The sequence below is a fragment of the Thermococcus cleftensis genome (assembly GCF_000265525.1).
Lineage (GTDB): Archaea > Methanobacteriota_B > Thermococci > Thermococcales > Thermococcaceae > Thermococcus > Thermococcus cleftensis.
Map to the genome: position 1 here is coordinate 1,213,825 of NC_018015.1, position 19,479 is coordinate 1,233,303.

The 19,479-nt window shown below is 58.2% G+C and carries 19 protein-coding genes and 1 tRNA gene; 14 read left to right on the forward strand and 6 right to left on the reverse strand.

Annotated elements, in window-relative coordinates; all coding sequences use genetic code 11:
• Positions 1-24: 24 nt before the first annotated feature.
• The 5 genes from CL1_RS06520 to CL1_RS06540 are packed head-to-tail and all read left to right on the forward strand — an operon-like array spanning position 25 to position 3,948.
• Positions 25-933: a 2-dehydropantoate 2-reductase gene (locus tag CL1_RS06520; protein WP_014789091.1), complete on the forward strand. Its 909-nt coding sequence runs from the start codon at positions 25-27 to the stop codon at positions 931-933.
• A gap of 21 nt (positions 934-954) precedes the next feature.
• Positions 955-1,602 carry a TIGR00153 family protein gene (locus tag CL1_RS06525; protein WP_014789092.1) on the forward strand — a complete coding sequence of 216 codons (648 nt, stop codon included), beginning with the start codon at positions 955-957 and terminating at the stop codon, positions 1,600-1,602.
• 4 nt (positions 1,603-1,606) lie between these two features.
• Positions 1,607-2,530, forward strand: coding sequence for a hydroxyacid dehydrogenase (locus CL1_RS06530; RefSeq protein WP_014789093.1), 924 nt, complete (start codon positions 1,607-1,609; stop codon positions 2,528-2,530).
• Between the two features lie 60 nt (positions 2,531-2,590).
• Positions 2,591-3,442, forward strand: coding sequence for a fumarate hydratase (locus CL1_RS06535; protein WP_014789094.1), 852 nt, complete (start codon positions 2,591-2,593; stop codon positions 3,440-3,442).
• Positions 3,433-3,948: a FumA C-terminus/TtdB family hydratase beta subunit gene (locus CL1_RS06540; RefSeq protein ID WP_048152058.1), complete on the forward strand. Its 516-nt coding sequence runs from the start codon at positions 3,433-3,435 to the stop codon at positions 3,946-3,948. The genes CL1_RS06535 and CL1_RS06540 overlap by 10 nt, the downstream gene beginning before the upstream one ends.
• Here CL1_RS06540 and CL1_RS06545 read toward each other — a convergent pair.
• A complete protein-coding gene (locus tag CL1_RS06545; protein ID WP_014789096.1) occupies positions 3,939-5,225 on the reverse strand; it encodes an NAD(P)-dependent malic enzyme in 1,287 nt (428 codons plus the stop codon). The genes CL1_RS06540 and CL1_RS06545 overlap by 10 nt on opposite strands.
• A 139-nt stretch (positions 5,226-5,364) precedes the next feature.
• Between CL1_RS06545 and CL1_RS06550 the strand changes: the two genes are divergently transcribed.
• Positions 5,365-5,442, forward strand: a tRNA-Ala gene (locus CL1_RS06550).
• A gap of 211 nt (positions 5,443-5,653) precedes the next feature.
• Entirely contained in the window at positions 5,654-6,760 is a 1,107-nt protein-coding gene (locus tag CL1_RS06555; RefSeq protein ID WP_014789097.1) for a M20 family metallopeptidase, read from the forward strand.
• Between the two features lie 22 nt (positions 6,761-6,782).
• On the opposite strand, the gene CL1_RS06560 is transcribed toward CL1_RS06555, so the two are convergent.
• Positions 6,783-8,711 (reverse strand): S16 family serine protease, encoded by a 1,929-nt coding sequence (locus CL1_RS06560; RefSeq protein WP_014789098.1) that lies wholly within the window; start codon positions 8,709-8,711, stop codon positions 6,783-6,785.
• 130 nt (positions 8,712-8,841) lie between these two features.
• On the opposite strand from CL1_RS06560, the gene CL1_RS06565 reads away from it, so the two are divergent.
• Genes CL1_RS06565 through CL1_RS06575 form a run of 3 tightly spaced genes read left to right on the forward strand, consistent with a single transcriptional unit; the run spans position 8,842 to position 11,141 of the window.
• The gene (locus CL1_RS06565) at positions 8,842-9,390 is read left to right on the forward strand and encodes a universal stress protein (RefSeq protein WP_014789099.1); all 549 of its coding nucleotides are present in this window, start codon (positions 8,842-8,844) and stop codon (positions 9,388-9,390) included.
• A gap of 11 nt (positions 9,391-9,401) precedes the next feature.
• Complete coding sequence (locus CL1_RS06570) at positions 9,402-10,688, forward strand: ArsB/NhaD family transporter (RefSeq protein WP_014789100.1); 1,287 nt, start codon at positions 9,402-9,404, stop codon at positions 10,686-10,688.
• 3 nt (positions 10,689-10,691) lie between these two features.
• Positions 10,692-11,141 carry a universal stress protein gene (locus CL1_RS06575; protein WP_014789101.1) on the forward strand — a complete coding sequence of 150 codons (450 nt, stop codon included), beginning with the start codon at positions 10,692-10,694 and terminating at the stop codon, positions 11,139-11,141.
• Here CL1_RS06575 and CL1_RS06580 read toward each other — a convergent pair.
• Positions 11,138-11,392 carry a hypothetical protein gene (locus tag CL1_RS06580; RefSeq protein WP_048152064.1) on the reverse strand — a complete coding sequence of 85 codons (255 nt, stop codon included), beginning with the start codon at positions 11,390-11,392 and terminating at the stop codon, positions 11,138-11,140. The two genes, CL1_RS06575 and CL1_RS06580, sit on opposite strands and share 4 nt — an antisense overlap.
• On the reverse strand, positions 11,389-11,898 hold the full coding sequence (locus CL1_RS06585; protein ID WP_014789103.1) for a winged helix-turn-helix transcriptional regulator: 510 nt from the start codon (positions 11,896-11,898) through the stop codon (positions 11,389-11,391). The genes CL1_RS06580 and CL1_RS06585 overlap by 4 nt, the downstream gene beginning before the upstream one ends.
• 87 nt (positions 11,899-11,985) lie before the next feature.
• Between CL1_RS06585 and CL1_RS06590 the strand changes: the two genes are divergently transcribed.
• The 4 genes from CL1_RS06590 (at position 11,986) to CL1_RS06605 (ending at position 17,529) form a co-directional block, all read left to right on the forward strand.
• Positions 11,986-13,347: a TldD/PmbA family protein gene (locus CL1_RS06590; protein ID WP_014789104.1), complete on the forward strand. Its 1,362-nt coding sequence runs from the start codon at positions 11,986-11,988 to the stop codon at positions 13,345-13,347.
• A complete protein-coding gene (locus CL1_RS06595; RefSeq protein ID WP_014789105.1) occupies positions 13,344-14,642 on the forward strand; it encodes a TldD/PmbA family protein in 1,299 nt (432 codons plus the stop codon). Before CL1_RS06590 ends, CL1_RS06595 begins: the two co-directional genes overlap by 4 nt.
• A 61-nt stretch (positions 14,643-14,703) precedes the next feature.
• Positions 14,704-15,366, forward strand: coding sequence for a DUF257 family protein (locus CL1_RS06600; protein ID WP_014789106.1), 663 nt, complete (start codon positions 14,704-14,706; stop codon positions 15,364-15,366).
• A 45-nt stretch (positions 15,367-15,411) separates the two neighbouring features.
• Positions 15,412-17,529 carry an alpha-amylase family glycosyl hydrolase gene (locus tag CL1_RS06605; protein ID WP_014789107.1) on the forward strand — a complete coding sequence of 706 codons (2,118 nt, stop codon included), beginning with the start codon at positions 15,412-15,414 and terminating at the stop codon, positions 17,527-17,529.
• Here the strand turns inward: CL1_RS06605 and CL1_RS06610 are convergent.
• Both CL1_RS06610 and CL1_RS06615 read right to left on the reverse strand, forming a co-directional pair.
• Positions 17,523-18,794: a phosphoadenosine phosphosulfate reductase domain-containing protein gene (locus CL1_RS06610; RefSeq protein ID WP_014789108.1), complete on the reverse strand. Its 1,272-nt coding sequence runs from the start codon at positions 18,792-18,794 to the stop codon at positions 17,523-17,525. The two genes, CL1_RS06605 and CL1_RS06610, sit on opposite strands and share 7 nt — an antisense overlap.
• Positions 18,795-18,885: 91 nt before the next feature.
• Positions 18,886-19,464, reverse strand: coding sequence for a PH domain-containing protein (locus CL1_RS06615; protein WP_014789109.1), 579 nt, complete (start codon positions 19,462-19,464; stop codon positions 18,886-18,888).
• Positions 19,465-19,479 lie beyond the last annotated feature (15 nt).

Here is a 19,479-nt window from a genome sequence, read left to right on the forward strand (position 1 = left end):
TCTTTAAACGGTTGCGGTGGTGAGATGAAGATTTACGTCCTCGGAGCCGGGAGCATAGGTTCCCTCTTCGGAGCTCTCTTAACGAGGGCGGGCAACGACGTGACGCTCATCGGAAGGGAGGAGCAGGTGAGGGCGATACTGGAGAGGGGGCTCAGGATAACCGGAGTGGAGGAGTTCGTGGTCAGGCCAAGGGCGACCGTTCACGCCCCCGAAGAACCACCAGAGCTTCTCCTCCTGGCGACCAAGTCCTACTCCACCAAAGCCGCCTTGGAGTGCGCCAGAAAATGCATCGGTCCGGAAACGTGGATTCTGAGCGTCCAGAACGGCCTTGGAAACGAGGAACTGGCTATGAGGGTGACGCCTAATGTGATGGGAGGCATAACTACCAACGGCGCAATGCTAATGGAGTGGGGCGTCGTAAAGTGGACAGGCAAGGGTATAACGGTCATCGGGAAGTACCCCACGGGTGGAGACCCCTTTGTTGGGGAGGTCGCCGGAGTTCTCAGGGAGGCCGGACTCGAGGTTTCCACCACTGAGAACGTCCTGGGCTGGAAATGGGCCAAGGCGATAGTCAATTCCGTGATAAACGGCCTTGGAACAGTTCTTGAAGTCAAGAACGGGGCTTTGAAGGACGACCCGTACCTCGAGGCGGTCTCGGTGGACGTGGCAAGGGAGGGCTGCATGGTGGCCCAGCAGCTCGGCGTGGAGTTCGAGATGCACCCCCTGGAGCTCCTCTGGGACACGATTGAACGCACGAGGGAGAACTACAACTCCACCCTTCAGGACATAAGGAGGGGCAAGAGGACGGAGATAGACTACATCAACGGCAAGATAGTTGAGTACGCGGGCTCCGTCGGTCTGGAAGCGCCGAGGAACGAACTCATCTGGGCCCTGGTCAAGGCGAAGGAAAATCTAAATAAACCGGGCGGTTGAACTTAACTTGGGGGATTGAAGATGCCCATATTTGGGGGTAAGGAGAGCAGCGTTTTTGAGGCCATAGAGAATCATCTCAAGGTCGTGGACGAAGCACTGGTTGCGTTCAGGGCTCTGGTCGAGGCTTACCTCGAGGGCGACTTCGAGAGGGCAAAGGCCTTCGAGAGGGAAGTGGACCAGCTCGAGAGTAAGGCGGACTCCCTTAGGAGGGGCATAGAGACCATGCTCTACGAGGGGGCCTTCCTACCTGCCAACAGGGGCGACTACGTCCGCTTGAGCGAGCTCATAGACCAGGTGGCCGATGCCGCCGAGAGCGCGGCCCACACTCTTATTCTGGCAAAACCAAAGGTGCCGGCCGAGCTGAAAGATGAGATCCTTCGCCTCGTGGATTCGGCTAGAGACACCTATTCAGTCCTCGTTCAGGCGGTCAATGCTCTCAATACTGATGTTGATAAGGCTATAGAGCTTGCCAAGGCCGTCGAGGACGCCGAAGAAAAGGCCGATGAAGTGGAGTACGATGTCAAGGGTAAGGTTTTTGAGAGCGAGACCATCACCACCTACGCCAAGCTCATCTGGAACCAGATACTCACCAAGATGGGCGACATAGCTGACAGGGCGGAAGATACTTCCGACCAGGTCATGCTGATGGCCATAAAGAGAAGGGGTTGAGGTGATGGAAATGGCGAAGGTACTCGTTGCAGCTCCGCTCCACGAGAAGGCTATGGAGGTTCTAAGGAAAGCCGGTTTTGATGTTATCTACGAGGAGTACCCCGACGAGGAGAGGCTCGTTGAGCTCGTGAAAGACGTCGATGCGATAATCGTCAGAAGCAAGCCGAAGGTGACGAGGAGGGTCATCGAGAGTGCACCCAAGCTCAAGGTCATCGGGAGGGCCGGCGTTGGACTGGACAACATAGACCTCGAAGCCGCTAAGGAGAGGGGCATTAAGGTTGTGAACAGCCCCGGGGCGAGCTCAAGGAGCGTCGCCGAGCTGGCGATAGCTTTGATGTTCAGCGTGGCCAGGAAGGTAGCCTTCGCCGACAGGAAGATGCGCGAGGGCGTCTGGGCCAAGAAGCAGTGCATGGGAATCGAACTTGAGGGCAAGACCATAGGAGTAATCGGCTTCGGAAGGATAGGCTACGAGGTGGCCAAGATTGCCCATGCCCTTGGTATGAAGGTTCTCCTCTACGACCCCTACCCGAACGAGGAGATGGCCAAAGAGGTCGGCGGGAAGTTCGCCCAGCTTGAGGAGCTTCTGAGGGAGAGCGACGTAGTTACCCTTCACGTTCCGCTGGTGGAGCAGACCTACCACCTCATCAACGAGGAGCGGCTCAAGCTGATGAAGCCAACGGCAATACTCATCAACGCCGCCCGCGGTGCAGTTGTCGATACCAGCGCCCTCGTCAAAGCCCTCCAGGAGGGCTGGATTGCCGGAGCGGGCTTAGATGTTTTCGAGGAGGAGCCCCTGCCGAAGGACCACCCACTCACAAAGCTCGACAACGTCGTCCTCACACCCCACATCGGTGCCTCAACGGAAGAGGCCCAGATGCGCGCCGGGGTTCAGGTTGCCGAGCAGATAGTTGAGATTCTCAAGGGCTGATTGCCTCTTTTCTGTTAACTTTTTAAACTCTGGCCCCTATTTTTGCCCGGTGAGTGGCAATTGATTGACGGATTGGTAGAAGCCATAAGACTCGCGGTTACTCGCATTCCTGATGATACGGTTTCTGCGCTCCAACGTGCCTATGAAGAGGAGGAGAGCGAAATAGCGCGCTTCAACCTTGAGAACATTCTCAAGGCCATAGAGATCGGAAAAACCGAGTCCATTCCCGTCTGCCAGGACACCGGAACGCTAATCTTCTTCGTTAAAGCCGGGGTTAACAGCCCCTTCCTCGGGGAGCTCAAGGGAGCGATAATCGAGGCAACGCGGAGGGTGACGGAAGAGGTGCCCCTCAGGCCAAACGCCGTCGACATTCTGACCGGGAGGAACTCGGGCGACAACACTGGGAGGGGCGTTCCGGTGATCCACTGGGAGATAACTGAGGGCGACGAAATCGAGGTGGCGGTCCTTCCAAAGGGTGGTGGGAGCGAGAACTGCTCCGCCCTGGCTATGCTCACCCCCTCCGAGGGCTGGGAAGGGGTTAAGCGCTTCGTGGTCGAGCATCTTAAGGCCTGCGGCGGAAAGCCCTGCCCACCGGTCGTCCTCGGGATAGGAGTCGGCGGGGGAGCCGATTACGCGATGGGGCTGGCGAAGAGAGCTCTCCTGAGGAGGCTCGGCGAGAGGAACCCGGACGGGAGGATAGCGGAGCTCGAGGAAGAGCTTTTGAAGGAAATAAACGCCCTCGGGATCGGCCCGATGGGAATGGGTGGCAGAACGACCGCCCTCGACGTCAAAATTGAGGTGGCCCACAGGCACCCGGCAAGCTTTCCGGTCGGTCTCGTTGTCCAGTGCTGGGCCAACAGGAGGGCCTTCCTGAGAATAAAGCCCGAGGGGAGGGTTGAGGTTTGGCAGTGAAGCTAGAAACGCCCCTGGGCGAGGAAGACGTCCTGAAACTGAGAGCCGGTGATATAATCCTCCTCTCCGGAACGATCTACACCGCCCGCGACTCGGCCCACAGGAGGATTCTGAGTTTACCGAGGGAGGAACTGCCCTTCGAGCCGGAGGGGGCGGTGATATACCACTGCGGTCCCGTGGTCAGGAAAAGGGGAGAAAGCTACAAGGTCGTTTCGGCGGGGCCGACGACGAGTGCCAGAATGAACCGCTACCTCGACGGGATTCTGGGTCTTGGGGTTCGGGGGATAATAGGGAAGGGCGGAATGGAGGTCGGGCCTTTCAAAGGCCGCGCAGTTTACTTCGCCTTCACTGGCGGTGCGGGTTCGCTCGCGGCAAGGAGCATAAAGGGGGTTAAAGCCGTCCACTGGCTCGACCTTGGAATTCCAGAGGCCCTGTGGGTTCTTGAGGTTGAGGACTTCCCGCTGATTGTGGCCATAGACGCGCACGGTGGAAGCCTCTACCGGTAGTTCCTCCTCTTCTCGTTCAGCGGGACTATGTTCCCCTCGTAGAACCGCCTCCAAGTTCTGAGCCTCTCCTCAACCTCCTCAGGATTGACGCGGACCCTCGCGATTCCCTCCCTCATCGCTTCCTCGGCGACGGCCCTCGCCACCCTGGGGTGAACTTCCGGGTGGAAGGGCGACGGGATTATCTCCCCCTCGCTCGGCTCTATTACGGAAGCGATTGCCTTTGAAGCCTCTATTATCATGCCGTCGGTTATGGTCCTGGCCCTCACGTCAAGTGCTCCCCTGAATATCGCGGGGAAGCCGAGGAGGTTGTTGATCTGGTTCGGATAGTCGCTCCTTCCAGTGGCAACTATCCGAGCACCGGCCTTTTTAGCCTCCTCAGGGAGTATCTCGGGGATTGGATTGGCCAGAGGGAACACTATCGCGTCGTCGGCCATCTTCCCTATCCACTCGGGCTTTATCACGCCCGGTCCGGGCTTCGTGAAGGATATTAGAACGTCCGCACCCTCTACTGCCTCCTCCGGGCCACCTTCGACTCCCTCGCCGTTCGTTTTCCCCAGCAGTTCCCCGCGGTACGGGAAGAGGTTCTCAAGGGGTAAATCGGGCGTTAGAACCCTCGGCCTCCCCTCCACGAGCTCGACGACGCGAACCTTTTCCGGCTTAGCCCCCGCCTTCACCAGAAGCCTGAGAGTCGCGAAGCCCGCCGCGCCCGCTCCAAAAAGGGCCACGCTTACCTCGCTGAGCTTTTTTCCCACAACTTTAAGCGCGTTGAGCAATCCGGCCAAGACAACGCTCGCAGTCCCCTGCTGGTCGTCGTGGAAGACTGGTACATCGAGCTCCTCCCTCAGCCTGTCCAGTATGTAGAAGCACTTGGGCGAGGCTATGTCCTCGAGGTTTACCCCGCCGAAGGAGGGAGAAACTGCCTTAACAACTTCAATGAACTTTTCGGGGTCTTTCTCAGCTAGAACAAGAGGGGACGCATCGACACCGCCGAAGACCTTGAAGAGGAGTGCCTTACCCTCCATGACGGGGAGAGCTCCGAGGGGGCCAATATCTCCGAGTCCAAGTACCCTCGTGCCGTCACTTATCACGGCCACGGTGTTGCCCCTGTTGGTGTATTCGAAGGCTTTGTCCGGCTCTCTGGCTATCTCGCGCGATACCTCGGCGACTCCAGGCGTGTACGCTAAAGGAAGGGTTTCCCTCGTGAGGGGAACCTTCGGAATGACCTCGATTTTCCCGTTACCAATGAAGTTGCTCCTGTGAAAGCCCCTCGCGTCCATTGAACCACCGAAGTTGGTTAGCATCTTGAAGTTAAAAGTCCTTCTTTTCCAGTGGAAATTAAACTCAAAAATGTCCACTGGATTCCGCGGTTGGACGGAAACTTTTTAAAGCCAAGTTGTGCCCAATATAACCGGGAGTGGGCCGGTAGCTCAGCCTGGTACGAGCGCCGCCCTCGCAAGGCGGAGGCCGCGGGTTCAAATCCCGCCCGGTCCACCACACGACTCTCTTCTGGGGTTTTTCGCGGATCTTAGTTCCCGGTTCCGCTGTTTTAGTACTCCACTTGATAGATGTATAGTACCCCCTTTTGGAATTCACGCATTCGGTTGTTGTTTATCCTGGAAAACTTGGATTTAATCAAGTTTTGTTCCGCGTCATTAGGGAAAATTACTTAAGCAGTTTGTCGTTTTTGTTACCTGGTGGTGATTATATGGAATTCGACCTCCTTAAGGGGCTGGTTTCCATCAGTTCCCCTTTCGGAAGTGAGGAGGAAATCTCCCGCTTCATAGCATCGTTTCTGGAGGAGCACGGCTTTGAGGTCGAGCTCCTTCCAGTTGATGGCTTCGGGGACAACGTCATCGCCCGGCTTCCGGGCAGGGGACACACCGTCGTTCTCAACGGTCACATGGACACGGTGAATCTCTCCTCCGGCTGGACTCGGGATCCTCACGGCGAGCTGGACGGCGACCGCTTCTACGGCCTTGGCAGCGCCGACATGAAGGCCGGTCTCGCGGCACTTATGGCGGCTTTCGTGGAAGTCGCTGAACTCCCAAAGAAGGAGAGGCCCAACGTCATCTTCACCGCGGTGGTCGATGAAGAGGGCTACTCCCGCGGGGCCTGGGAGCTCATAAGGAGCGGCAAGTTGGACAAGGCTGACGTGGTCCTCGTGGGCGAACCCACCAACGAGCGGCTGATGCTCGGTGCCAGGGGAAGGTTCGTTGTTCAGGTCGAGGTCTTCGGCAGGAAGGCTCACGCCGCCAGGCCCCACGAGGGGCTGAACGCCATAGAGGAGCTGGGCCGCTTCGTGGGAAGCCTTTGGAAGATACGCTTCAGGAACCACCGGAAGCTCGGTGCCGGCTCATACTGCACCCTCCACATAGAGGGCTCGGCCGACGGTTTGAGCGTCCCGGACTACGCCAGGGCGATAATCGACAGGCACATAGTCATCGGCGAGGACTGGGAAAGGGTTGAGAGGGAGCTGATGAAGCTGGCGGAGAGGATAAAGCTCAACGGAAAGCTCAGGGTCTCGAAGTTCGAGCGGCCAACGCCGGACATGCTCCCCTACGTCGTCAGGGAGAACGACCGCTTCGTGAACGTCTTCAAGTCCGCCCACAGGGCCGTTCTCGGAGGAGAACCGGAGATTATCTACGGGAGGAGCGTGGGGGACTTCAACTACTTCGGCACATACCTTGGGAAGCCTACCCTCGTCTACGGGCCGGTAGGTGGCAACTGGCACGGTAGCGACGAGTGGGTGAGCGTCGAGTCCATGAAGCGGGTGAAGAGAGTCTACGTGGAGTTCCTGAAGTCGCTGGTGTAGCTGAGAAAAAAAGGAAAGGTGATCACAGCTTTCTGCCCACGAGGGCACCGACGAGGAACGCCCCAATCGCCGCCAGGGCAAGCGCTGTCTCCGGAACGCCACCTTGGCTCTCAGTCTGTTCATCAGGCCCTCCAGCGTCTGGAGTGCCCGTGGGTATGACGATCTGTGGCACGCCGGTCGTGTTGTCCTGTGGTACCTGAACGCTTCCGCCCGGACTGCTGAGGAACAGGCCGGCGGTTTCCCTGGCGTACTGGTAGAATATCATGGCTGTCTGGAGGTCCTCGAGGCTGTTGTTCTCCTCCGCGCTCTTCTCGTAGCTCTCGGCGAACTCGTAGTAGGCCATGGCCAGAACGGGGGTTATGCCCTGGCTCTGCGCTATGCCTATGGCCACCTTGGCCTCCTCCTTCATCGCCCTCGCCTTGTCCATCAGCACGCTCTGGTTGTCTATGCCGAGGGTGTCGAGGAAGACCTGCGCCCTCACGCGCGCCTCCATCGCCGTGAAGAGCGCCGCCGAGTACTTGCCGTCCTCGTAGTACTGCTCCGCCTGGACTATGCTCTGGCTGAGGTCGCCCCCCACGTCCCCGTACATGGACTCTATGTAGGTCACTATGAGGCTGGACTCGTCTATGTAGTCCCTGGCCGTTGCCTTCACAACGTCCCTGCTTATGACCTCGTCGCCCGCGAACCTCTCGCCCAGTTTGGCCCAGAACTCGGCAGTTTTGGCCCTCTCGTAGGCATAGGCTGCATCACCAACGGCGTCCCAGTAGTCCCCGTTGTAGTAGTACTTCCAGGCCTCGTCAAGGAGGCTCTTCGCCTGCTCCACCCTCTCTTCGGCCGCCGCGACCGCCTGGAGCATCGTTATTCCTTTTATCGTCACGTTGGAAACCGAGACCTCAGAGGCGTTTATCTGACTCTCCACGGTCTTTAGGAGCCTCTGCACGTCGTCGGGGCCGTTGGAGTCCAGGTACCAGTCCACGTGCCTTATGATGATCCTAGCCTGGAAGTCCTTGCTGAGGGCGGTGTAGTACATTCCGTCGTCTATTGCTTCCCTTGACTGGTTGAGGATAACGTTCGCCTGGTTCAGGGCCTCCATCAGGGTGGTGTAGGTGGCGTAGCTCACGTCGCTGTCCTTGAGCTTGTCCAGCGTTGCCTGGTAATATGAGGTGGTGTTTTTGTAGTCTTTGAGCGCATCGTCCTTGAGGAAGGAGGTGTCGATGGTGACGTAGGAGGGCGCCTTTGGCCTGGGTATCCTGTGGCCGGTGAAGTAGTAGACGGCGTCGTAGATGTCCTTTATCTCTATGACCGTCAGTCCCCAGCGCTCCTTGGCGTACTCGACCACGTCCACCTTCTTGGTTTGGGTGTTTATCTCCACTATGCCGCCTATCTCCTTCTTCTGGGTCTCCTGGACGTACTGTATCCTCTGGCCCTCCGGAATCAGGAACACCTCGGCCCCGACGTCGTGGGCGGCGGAGGCCTTCTCGAGGATTCCGCCGACGGGCCCTATCGTTCCGTCCGGGTTTATCATGCCCGTCATCATCACCTTTGGATTGACCTGCCAGCCCTCGAGGGCCGCTATTATCCCAACCGTCATGGTTCCTCCCGCGGAAGGCCCGCCGATTATCGGGGAGTCCGCCTTTATCTGAATGAAGACGTCGTACTTGCTCATATCGACCCCGAGAACCTTGCCCGCTATTTGCGAGGCCAACCTCGCGCTGGCCTGCATGTCCACCTCAGCCAGCGGCCAGGTCTCCACGTAAACGTGGCCCGTTCCTGGGGCGACGGTTATAACGAAGTCAGTGGCCACTCCAACGAGCTGGCCGTCCGATGTCCTCGATACTGCGGGGGCCTTCAGGACGACGGTGTGCCCCTCGCTCGGGCACTGGGCTGCTGTGAAGCCCACGAAAGGCAGAATCAGCAGGGCCGTGATAAGCATTGCTATGATTTTTTTCATCTTTTTCACCCTTTCTTTAGGTCGTTTTGACTTAATAAAGCTCTTTTGGTTCAATTCTCTTATAGAGTGGTGCCGTGGTTCGAGGACAAATTTTTAAACTGTATTTCTTACTGGGTGAGTGGTGGGTTTAATGGGCCTGTTCAGCTCGCTGATAAACCGCAAGTTCAAGAACATCGCGGGAGACAGGTACGAGGAGATTTCAAGGCGCTACCGCGAGTTTCTCCTCCTGCCTGAGGAGTTCGTTCTCCCGGAGGTGCACTCCATACTGATGCCCATCGACAGGTTCTCCGGCGAGATTCCGGAGGAGCTCTACGAGACGCTGAGCGCGTACCTCGGGGCCTCGGTGACTCTGGTTTACATCTCCGAGAAGCGGACTCTCTCCCTCATCGAGCAGACCCTGGGTAAAGAGGAGGCGGAGAAGCTCAAGAGGGCAAAGATAGAGTTCGCCGAGGGAATGCTGGCCAAGATAGCCCCGAGGCTCGAGGAGCTGGGCCTCCGTGTTGAGAGGAGGTACTTCATAGGGAGCAAGGGGGACGACGTGATAAGGCTTATGGGGGAGGGCTTCGATCTCCTTGTGGTTTCAAGGAGCTACGGCTCCGAGGTCACGAGAACGTCTCCCGTAAGTCCCATAGTCCTTAAGATCGTTCAGCACCTTGACAAACCCGTCCTGGTTTACTGAGGGTGATGGCAATGGAGCAGGCAGTGATGACCGGAATCGCAGTGGTCGTGTTCCTTGTAACTTACGCCATGATAATCAGTGAGAGGGTTCACAGAACGGTGGCGGCCCTGTTCGGTGCGGCGCTGGTTCTTTTGCTCGGAATAGTTCCCTGGGAGGCTGTCCCAGAGCACCTGGACCTTGGAACGCTCCTGCTTCTTATCGGAATGATGATAATCGTGAACACCGCCAAGGAGAGCGGGCTGTTCGAGTTCATAGCGATAAAAACCGCCAAGTTCGCCCGTGGAAGTCCAATGAACGTTCTCCTGTTGTTCTCGATCGTTACCGCCCTCGTGAGTTCTGTTCTCGACAACGTCACGACGGTTCTGCTCCTTACGCCTATGCTGCTCTACATAACCCGCCTCATGGACGTTAATCCCGTCCCGTTCCTCCTGGCCGAGGTCTTTTCCTCCAACATCGGCGGAATGGCAACGCTGATAGGTGATCCCCCCAACATAATGATAGGCTCGGCCGCTGGGTTAAGCTTCAACGAGTTTCTCCTCAACATGGGACCGATAGCGCTGGTGGACCTCTTCGTATCCCTGGGGCTGATATACCTGTTCTACCGGGGGGCAATGAGGATAAGCGATTCCAAGAGGAAAAGAATCCTCTCTACCCTCGAGGGGCTGAGCGAGGAAGATGCGATAAGGGACTACTCCCTGTTCCGGAAGTCGGTCATCGTCATAGTCGGGGTTATTCTGCTCTTCTTTGTCCACGACAGGCTTGATATTCCCCCGGCAGTGGTGGCCCTGGTGGGTGCCTCCGTGCTCCTCCTCTGGAGCGGAATGGACCCGGAGTCGATACTGGAAAAGATAGAGTGGACGGCGATATTCTTCTTCATGGGGCTCTTCATACTGGTAGGAGCGCTCGTCGAGACCGGCGTCATCGAGGACATTGCCCTCTGGATAACCAGCTACGTAAACAATACCGGGGAAGCGCTCGTCATAATAACCTGGTTCTCTGCAATAGCGTCCGCCGTAGTGGACAACATTCCCCTGACTGCGGCGATGATTCCCCTCATAAAGGCGATGGGGAGCACGATGGACATTTATCCCCTCTGGTGGGCACTCTCGCTCGGTGCCTGTCTTGGAGGGAACGGAACGGCCATAGGTGCGAGCGCCAACGTCGTCGTGCTTGGTATAGCCGCCAAGGAGGGCGTCAGAATAACCTTCATGGACTTCCTCAAGGTTGGACTGGTCATAATGCTCGTCACCGTCACCGTCGGCTTGGGATTGCTCTGGATAAGGTACATAGGGGTGTGAGTTATGAGGATACTCGTGTTGATAGACGGCTCGAAATGGAGTCAGAAAGCGGCGCTTCATGCAATAGCGGTGGCCAAGAGGAGGCACGGCAAGGTGATACTATTCTCCGTCCTCGACAGGAGGGAGGCAAAGGCGATGGCCTTCAACCTCGGCCTCTACAGCGAGAACCTTTCCCAGGTGGAGAAGTTCGAGGCGGAGATATGGAAGGATATGAAGAAGAGCATAAAACACCTGATGACCACGCTCCTCGAACTGTGTCATGAGGAAGGAGTGAACTGCTCCTTCAGGATAGTGGAAGGCTCGGCGAAGGAGAAGATACTCGAGGAGGCCAACTCCGGCCAGTACTCCCTCGTGGTCATGGGCGCCTACGGGAGGAGCGGAAAAACGAGGATAGGAAGTCTCCTTGAGGAGGTCGTCGGCTCCATAAACCCGCCCGTTATGGTGGTCCGCTAGCGTCTCCAGAGGGAGAGCACGAGCAGGGCCAGCACGAGCACCTCGAGGGCCCCGACTATCAGTCCCACGTCCCTCTCTATCCACTCCGCAAGGCTCGCCATTTCTATCGTTTTTTTGATTGCCATCAAGAGGAAGGCCGCGAGCAGGTAGAGGGCCGGACGCAGGTGGCTCTTCCTGTAGGCTATGAAAGATACCCCCGCCAGGACGAGGGCCAGCACAAGCGCCGCTATCGTCAGTAGAGTTTCCATCATTCCTCCTCACCCATGCCAGCAAGTAGGTCTATCAGGTTGTCGGCCAGCTTCTCCCAGAGACCGGGCCGGTAGTCCCTTATCACCCTTGCTATTACCTCCGGGTCGTACGACAGGGAATAAATCACGCTCTTCCCGTCTTTTCTTGCCCTCACTATACCGAGCTTGACCAGCTCACCCATGTGGTAGCTCACCGTCGGCTGACTGAGGTTCAGCTTTTCGGCCACGTCCTTCTGATTCCTCTGTCCCTCCAGCAGTAGCAGGAGGATTCTCCTTCGGGTCTCCGTCGAGATGGCTATCAGCAGTCTCTGAGCTTCCTCCTCGAAGCCCCTCGGGAACAGGTAGCGCCTCTTCCCGACCTTCCTGGAGAATATCCTGCCCTCCTTCTCTAGCCTCCTCAGGTGGTACTGGAGGTCACCGATGCCGATCCCAAGCTCCCTCGCCAGCTCCCTGAAGGTTATCCCCGGCTTCGCCTGGATCGCGTGGAGTATCTCGTTACGCCTCTCCATAAACCAACCCTTAAATCCTATGGTTCATCTATCTATCCGATAAAAATCCATATAAGCCAACCCTTTTTATGCCCATCGGTGAGAGAGATGGAGAACCTCGTGAGAAAAGCCGAGGCTCTCGCGGAGCGCTACGGCGTGTCCTATTATGAGATAAGGATAACCCGTGTAACTGCTTCCCACCTCAGCATTAGGAACGGTCAGCTCGACGAGCTATCGCTCAACGCGGAGATGGGTATAGGCGTGAGGGCCTTCAACGGGGCCTGGGGCTTTTCCAGCGCCAACGACATGACGCGGGCGGAGGAGGCCATAAAAACGGCCATGAAGATAGCCAAGCTCTCCCGCGGGGATTCGAGGATACACCTCGGTGACCCCGTGAGGGAGAGGGCGGAGATAAAGGTGAGGAAGCCCTTCACCGACATCGAGGTCGAGGACAAGCTGACCCTCGTTAAGGAGATAGACTCCCTCCTCGAGGGGGAGAGAATAGTCAGCAGGGAGACGGCTTACGGCGACGGCCTGAAGGAGCAGCTCTACTTCAACTCCCTTGGGAGCGAGATAGAGACGGTGGTTCCGAGGGTGAGGGTGGGGTTCTCGGTTACGGCGAGGGAGAACGGGGAGATGCAGACCTACTGGAGGTACTTCGGTGGAACTGCTGGCTGGGAACTGGTCGAGGACATAGACTTCCCCCACTGGGCCGAGCTGGTGAAGGAAAAGGCACTCTCGCTCCTCCACGCTCGCTCGCCGCCCTCTGGAGAGTTCGAGATCATAATGGACCCCGAACTGACTGGCGTCTTCATACACGAGGCCCTGGGCCACGCGGTCGAGGCGGATTCAGTGAAGAACGGCGACAGCATCTTGGCCGGGAAGCTGGGCGAGAGGATAGCGGTGGAGGGGCTGACCGTTGTGGACGACCCAACGCTTCCCGGCAAGTACGGCTCCTACGTCTACGACGACGAAGGAATCAGGGGGAAGCGCGTGGAGATAATCCGGGACGGCGTGCTCGTGAACTACCTCAACGACCGCGAGACGAGCGCTTTGCTTGGTCTCGAACCCAACGGCCACGGAAGGGCGCAGGGCTACGCCTACCAGCCCCTCGTCAGAATGAGCAACACCTACGTTGAGCCTGGAAGCTGGAGCCTCGAGGAGATGCTGGAAGAGGTTAAGAACGGCCTCTACATGGCCGGCGACAAGGGGGGCCAGGTGGACACCGCGAGCGGAACCTTTACCTTCGGTGCCACCGAGGGATACATCATAGAGAACGGCGAGATAAAGGATATGGTGCGCGATGTGGCCATGAGCGGGAGCATTCTTGAAGTTCTGAGGAACATCAGGGCCGTGGGGAAGGAGTTGAGGGTGGAGTTCCCCGGCTACTGCGGTAAGGGACAGGTGGTTCCGGTGGACGACGGCGGGCCGCACCTTTTGACGAGGGCTCTCGTGGGGGGATTGAGGTGAACTCTTCCGTCGAGACCCTGGTGTCGATACTGGAGCGGGAGAACGTCGAGTGGGAGCTCTACTGGGAGGCTGGTAGGGGAGGCTCCTTCAGGATAGAGCGCGAGAGGCTCGAGCGCTCCCAGAGGAAGTTCTACTCGGGAATGGGCCTGCGCGTTGGTTACAACGGAAGGCTGGGCTTCTCCTACATAACTGGCCTCAACCACGATCGGAAGACCCTGGAGGAGTTCGTGAAGAGGGCGGTAAAGTTGGCCCGGGTGAGTGAGATACTCTTCAGGGGCTTTCCGGCTCCCTCGAAGGTTCCCCGCGTCGATGGCCTCTACGACCGGCGCATAGAGGATATCCCCTTTGAAGAGGCCCACTCGCTCGCGGAGGAGTTCGCCGGCAAGATGCGCGAGCTGAAGGGGGACTCTCTGACCCTATCTGGCTCGCTGGCCCTGGGGGTGAACTCCTACGGCGTGGCCAACTCCAGCGGTGTGTTCCTCGAGGGGCGCTCCACGGGAATGAGCGTCTCGGCCTACGCCGTGGTCGAGGGCACGCGGCCCGGCACGGGCTACCACTACCAGTCCTACCGCTCGCTCCAGCCACTCGAGGAGCTGGGGAGATCGATAGCCCTTGCCAGGGAGGAGGCGCTCCTTAGCTCGGCCGCCGAAAGGCTCGAGCCCTTCAGCGGGGAGCTGGTTCTCGAGCCGAGCGCCTTCCAGTCCCTCCTCGGGATATTCCTCGAGAACCTCTACGGCGACAGCGTCTACTTCGGCAGGAGCAGGTTCTCGGGTACGGGCGAGGAGGTGGCGGGTGAGGCCGTGACTCTCGTCGATGATCCAACCTTGCCCGGCCTCCCCGGCAGCTACCCCTTCGACGGGGAGGGAACTCCTGGAAGGAGGACCGTTCTAATCGAGAAGGGTCTCCTAAGGAACTTCCTCCTGGACCACACCTATGGCTCTTTCCTCGGAATGGAGAGCACGAGCAACGCGGTGAGGGACTTCCGCACCGTTCCGCACATTGGGACGAGCAATCTCGTCGTGGAGCCGGGGAAGGAGAGACTGGAGGACTACGAGGGCGTTGTGGTGAGGAGGGTCTTCGGCGAGCACACGGCCAACCCCGTCAGCGGCGACTTCTCGCTGACGGTGGAACTTGGTTACGTCATCAAAAACGGTGAGCTGAGGCCCTTCCGGGACAACATGCTCACAGGCAACGTCTTCGAGGTTCTCAGGTCGGTGAGCTCGGTTGGCAGGGAATCCGTCCGTGAGGGTTCCTTCATATCCCCGCGGGTGCTGACCGTGGGAAGGATCGTGTGAAACGGTTGCCACGCGGTAACCTTTTATACGTTGCCTGTAAAATGTATCTGGTGGTACCACAATGGCCCCTCACGCAGTGGATTCGATTCTTTTCGGACTTAGACCGGGCGAAACGGTCCTCATTGAGTACAGTGCGGTTTCCTCCCCCGAACTTCTTCTCTACCTGATCTGCCGCAGATGCAGGGCCAGAGGGACGCCGCTCATAATCGATGACATCTCAGACGCCTTCGCGGAGAGCGTCATCCGCCTTGACCTCATGGGTCTGGAGCTCGAGGGCCTCAGGAACGCCCCGGTTATAAAGATCGGGGGTAGCCGCGAAATAGGGAGAGTCTTCGGGAGGGTTGAGGTGGATAAGTACTCCCTTGATTTCAGGTACTACAACGAGATCTACGAGAAGATAGTCCCAGAGGAGGTTGTTTTCAATCCTGTACTTGGAATCCACAAGCTCTTCATCGCCCTTGAGCGGCACGAGGTTATGCGGCTGATCCGCAACATCTCGACCTTCGTCGGGAAGAAGAGCCGCGTAGCGCTGTACTTCCTCAACGCCGACATCATGGAGAGGTACTCGCCCGAGCTGCTCTCGTTCTTTGAGGAGACTGCCAGCACTGTGATCCGGTGGGACTTCGAAGGGGGCAAGTACCGTCTCCGGGTCATCAAGGCTGCGAACGCTTCTATCGTTGGCTCCACGGCTTCCCTGAGCTTCAAAGACATATCGAGACAGTAGTGTGAAGGCTTTTAAACTCCCGTTCTTATCACCTTTGGTGATATAATGAGGTCAGCGGTGGCGGCTCTCCTCGCAATCCTCCTGCTCCTCCCCCTCGCGGGCGCTTACCCCGTTCCCGAGAGGGGAGTGGTTTATCAGGTGATGGTGGACCGCTTTTACGACGGAAACGCGAGCAACAACGGGCCCTTCTACGACCCCTCAAGGAGCGACTACCGCCTCTACTGGGGAGGCGACATAGAGGGACTCACGGAAAAGCTCGACTACATAGCCAGCCTCGGCGTCTCGATGATATGGGTATCACCCCTCAACGACAACATAAACAGAATGGCCTCCGGCTCGGCCCCATACCACGGCTACTGGACGAGGGACTACAAGAGGATAGAGGAGCACTTCGGAACCTGGGAGGACTTCAGGGAGCTGGTGGAGGAGGCTGAAAAGCGGGGAATCTGCATAATCGTTGACTACGTGCCCAACCATGCCGGCCCGGCAACGGACGGTGAGTTCGGCTCCCTCTACGACAACGGCACCTTCGTCACCCACTATTACGCCGACGCCGAGAACGCCACGCGCAACCCCTACACCGGTAGCGTCGATGGAATCTACCACCACAACGGTAACATAAACGACTGGTTCGGCTTTCAGCTCAAGTACGCCAACCTCTTTGGTTTAGCCGACTTCAACCAGCTCAACCCCTGGGTGGATTCATACCTCACCGAGGGCGCGCTTCTCTTCGCCGACTCAGGCGCCTGCGGCTTCAGGATTGATGCCGTCAAGCACATGGATCTCGGCTGGCTTGAGAGCTTCTACCTGCGCCTCTACTCAAAGGGCCCCCTCTTCATCTACGGGGAGTACTACTCCCTCTCGCCCGATAAAACGGACGACCTCTACGAGCTCTACCGCTACTCCAACGTCTCGCCGGTCCTCAACATACCCATACGGGAGGAGATAGTCAGGACGTTCGCGGTCTTCGGTGGCCTTGACGCTCTCTCAGAGGAGCTTGAGGACTATTACTCCCTCTTCACCTATCCCAATAAGCAACTCAACTTCCTGGACAGCCACGACCTCGTTCGCTTCCTCAACGCGGCGGGGAGGAAGGACAGGGTGGAGCGCTTCCACATGGCACTGGCCTTGACCATGACCTTGCCCGGAATTCCGGTGATATACTACGGCGACGAGAGCTACCTGGTGAGCGGGGACGGAAAGGGCGACCCGTACAACAGGCCGATGATGGTGTTTAACAACACCACCGAGGCCGCCCACATAATCAGAACCCTGGCTGAGCTGAGGAAGACCAACGACGCCTTAGCTTTCGGCGACTTCAAAACCCTTTACGCCGACTACAACACCTGGGCCTTCGAGAGAACCTTTGGAAGCCACAAAATTTTCGTGGTCATGAACAAAGGCTCTCCGAGGAACCTCACGGTTTCCCTGGATTGGGGGGACGGAACCTACCGCGACGCGTTGAGCGGTGCCGAGATGAGGGTTTCCGGTGGAGAGGCCTCGCTCGAACTCCCGCGCAACAGCTTCTACGTCTTCCACGTCGAAGGGGAGCAGGGAGAACCTCTCATCGGCTCGGTGACTCCATACACCGCCCAGCCCGGTCAGAGGGTTCTCATCGGAGGGGCGGGCTTCGGCTCCTCGGGAAGGGTTATCATCGGCGGCGTCGAGGCGAGGGTCATCTCATGGAACTCAACCGAGATACTCGTCGAGGTTCCCGAAGTGAAAACTCGGAAGGCTTGGCTCGACGTCGTGGTCGAAACCGGGGGAAAGGCCAGCGACCCGGCAAAGCTGCGCTACTACTCCGGGAACGACGTTCCGGTTCTCCTCGTGCTGAACGCCACAAACATCACGGGCCAGCTCTGGATTAGGGGCAGCCTCCCGGAGCTGGCTGAACCAAGGCCCCTGCTCAAATCATCGACCGGCCACTACTTCACCGTCGTTCCGCTCCCCAACGGGACGGCCTTCGAGGTCGAACTTTACCGCGGTCTCCGCTGGGAAAACCTTGAGCCGACCGGCCTGGTCTACCACGGGACGGCGAACGGCACGGTGGTGCTTGAGCAGGGCCCCTTGCAATCCACAACGACGGCTCCTGAAAAAACCTGCGGGCCGGCCGCGCTCCTGCTCATCGCCCTGCTCCCGCTCCTTCGCGGGCGGCGTCAGTAGCCGGCCGGGAGCTTCTCCACTCCCATTTTTTCCAGCAGCCTTACCTCCCACTCCGCTAAGCTCGGACATACAGTGCAGCCGAGTCTATAGAAGCCCTCGTAGTAGAGAGGGTGGAGTTCAAGTCCCCTCATAAGTATGAATAGCTGCACCATCATTCCACTCCAGAACTTCACCGGCATGGCCTCGAGGACGGTTCCGGAGTTGGTCTTTCTCTCCACCACCGGCGGTTTGAGCCGTCTCCTCGCGCTCTCCCCGTCCCTGTCTCCGACGAGAAGAACGGGTTTCTCGAACTCCGAGACGACGGAGTAAAGGGCTTCTACCTTCTTCCTCGTGCACCAGCGGTTGCCGTGGGTCGGCATGCCAAACTTATCGAGGGGCATCGGAACATCGACGCGGATCAGATTGACGCCGAGCTTTCCCGCGAGCCTCTCAACGTACTCGTCCGTCATGGGCATCTCGTGCTCCATTCTCACGTATACTGCGGTGACCTCGTCAAAGACCTCGCTCGCGAGGAGCAGTGTGGCGGTCGAGTCCTTGCCCCCGCTCCAAGGCACTATCACGTCGTGTTCCTTGAACCGCTCGAGAAAGGCCCTGCTAGCCCGCGCGAAGGCCTCGATGTAGTTCCTGTTGGCGTCGATGAGCCGTTCGAGGGGAACGTCCTCAACGCAGGGACAGCGCCATAGAACCTCCGTCGGAACGCCGAGCTTCTTGCTGACCTCGGCGACCCTGTTGGGGCCGGAGAAGTAGACCTCCTGGTTCATCTTCTTCCTGAGCACGAGGGAGTTCTCACCCAGCTCGACTCCGAGGAGAGAGCGCATGGCCTTTCTAAAGCCCTCGCCGGTGGCCAGGTAGATGTCGTAGTCGGGGTTGATTTCGACTCCAAATGGATTCTCCGGGTTGAGGAGGTACGCTTTTCTCCACTCGATTCCGAGGCGAAAGCGGGCTTTTATCTCCTCGATGTTGGAGTGTAGCTCATCAACCCGCATGTTCCTGACGCGCTTCGTTCTCAGAATCCGCGCGTAGAAGGGCTTTCCTGACTCGCGCAGAACTGGCAGTAGCTCCTCCATCAGGTCCTTCTCTTTTTCCCCGAGGAGCAGTATGGGAACGTACGGCTTCTCAAGGATCTCGTTGAGGTTTTCGAGAACCTCCTCCTTCCTCCTGCCGCCGCCGAGGCTCTCGACGCTCAGGAAGCCGCCGTAGTTCCTCTCGTTGATGTACTCCAGCGCCTTCGCGTCCTTTCGGGCGCGGGCTATGAGGGCGAACATGGAAGGAGTTAAAAGCCGGAAGCTTAAAAGGATTGCCGCCGATGAGGAGAACTCCCTGCCCTGAGCGGTGATGACACCGGCTTTCCCGAGGCTAAATCTGGTCGAGTAGCTTCTTCCTCTTCTCCTCGTACTCCTCCTGGCTTATCACGCCCATGTCGTAGAGCTCCTTGAGCTTCTTCAGCTTTTCCAGCGGATCTTCCTTCTTCTCCACTGCCGGCTGGTGCTGGACGGTGGTTCCTGCAGGAACGACCCTGCTAACCAGCTCCTTGGGCTTCTTGAGCGTCCACGTCTCGTGGGTGAGGCCCTTCTTCACCTCTATCGTCACCGGTTCGATGGCTATCGCGTTGAGGGCGTCCTTTATGGCGTTTATCGTTTCTCTCGCCTGTTCCTTGTTCATCCAGCCGAGCTTGAGCCTTATGTTCTCCTCGCCCTTTATGAGGAACTCCGAGGACACAACCCCCAGCTCGACCTTGACCTCCTCGAGCTTCTGGTAGGGAATGGCCTTGACCTCGTACCTCCCGAGGACCTTCTCGTCCAGGTAGATTATCCTCCTGTCGGTTATAAGGAGCCACTTGGGCTTTTCCAGGCTTATCTTCTTCCTCACGGTGAAGAGAACCCTCTCCCCCTCCTCAAGAATCCTGGAGGCGGCCTTGGGAAGTTTTTCGCTCATGTTTCTCACCGGGGT

Excerpts from the sequence above, each read along its gene's own strand:
- CL1_RS06615 (WP_014789109.1), bottom strand. The coding sequence starts at position 19,464 with ATGAGCGAAAAACTTCCCAAGGCCGCCTCCAGGATTCTTGAGGAGGGG.
- CL1_RS06585 (WP_014789103.1), bottom strand. The coding sequence starts at position 11,898 with ATGGAGAGGCGTAACGAGATACTCCACGCGATCCAGGCGAAGCCGGGG.
- CL1_RS06525 (WP_014789092.1), top strand. The coding sequence starts at position 955 with ATGCCCATATTTGGGGGTAAGGAGAGCAGCGTTTTTGAGGCCATAGAG.
- CL1_RS06570 (WP_014789100.1), top strand. The coding sequence starts at position 9,402 with ATGGAGCAGGCAGTGATGACCGGAATCGCAGTGGTCGTGTTCCTTGTA.
- CL1_RS06520 (WP_014789091.1), top strand. The coding sequence starts at position 25 with ATGAAGATTTACGTCCTCGGAGCCGGGAGCATAGGTTCCCTCTTCGGA.
- CL1_RS06545 (WP_014789096.1), bottom strand. The coding sequence starts at position 5,225 with ATGGACGCGAGGGGCTTTCACAGGAGCAACTTCATTGGTAACGGGAAA.
- CL1_RS06590 (WP_014789104.1), top strand. The coding sequence starts at position 11,986 with ATGGAGAACCTCGTGAGAAAAGCCGAGGCTCTCGCGGAGCGCTACGGC.
- CL1_RS06575 (WP_014789101.1), top strand. The coding sequence starts at position 10,692 with ATGAGGATACTCGTGTTGATAGACGGCTCGAAATGGAGTCAGAAAGCG.
- CL1_RS06580 (WP_048152064.1), bottom strand. The coding sequence starts at position 11,392 with ATGATGGAAACTCTACTGACGATAGCGGCGCTTGTGCTGGCCCTCGTC.
- CL1_RS06600 (WP_014789106.1), top strand. The coding sequence starts at position 14,704 with ATGGCCCCTCACGCAGTGGATTCGATTCTTTTCGGACTTAGACCGGGC.
- CL1_RS06530 (WP_014789093.1), top strand. The coding sequence starts at position 1,607 with ATGGAAATGGCGAAGGTACTCGTTGCAGCTCCGCTCCACGAGAAGGCT.
- CL1_RS06560 (WP_014789098.1), bottom strand. The coding sequence starts at position 8,711 with ATGAAAAAAATCATAGCAATGCTTATCACGGCCCTGCTGATTCTGCCT.
- CL1_RS06605 (WP_014789107.1), top strand. The coding sequence starts at position 15,412 with ATGAGGTCAGCGGTGGCGGCTCTCCTCGCAATCCTCCTGCTCCTCCCC.
- CL1_RS06555 (WP_014789097.1), top strand. The coding sequence starts at position 5,654 with ATGGAATTCGACCTCCTTAAGGGGCTGGTTTCCATCAGTTCCCCTTTC.
- CL1_RS06565 (WP_014789099.1), top strand. The coding sequence starts at position 8,842 with ATGGGCCTGTTCAGCTCGCTGATAAACCGCAAGTTCAAGAACATCGCG.
- CL1_RS06610 (WP_014789108.1), bottom strand. The coding sequence starts at position 18,794 with ATGTTCGCCCTCATAGCCCGCGCCCGAAAGGACGCGAAGGCGCTGGAG.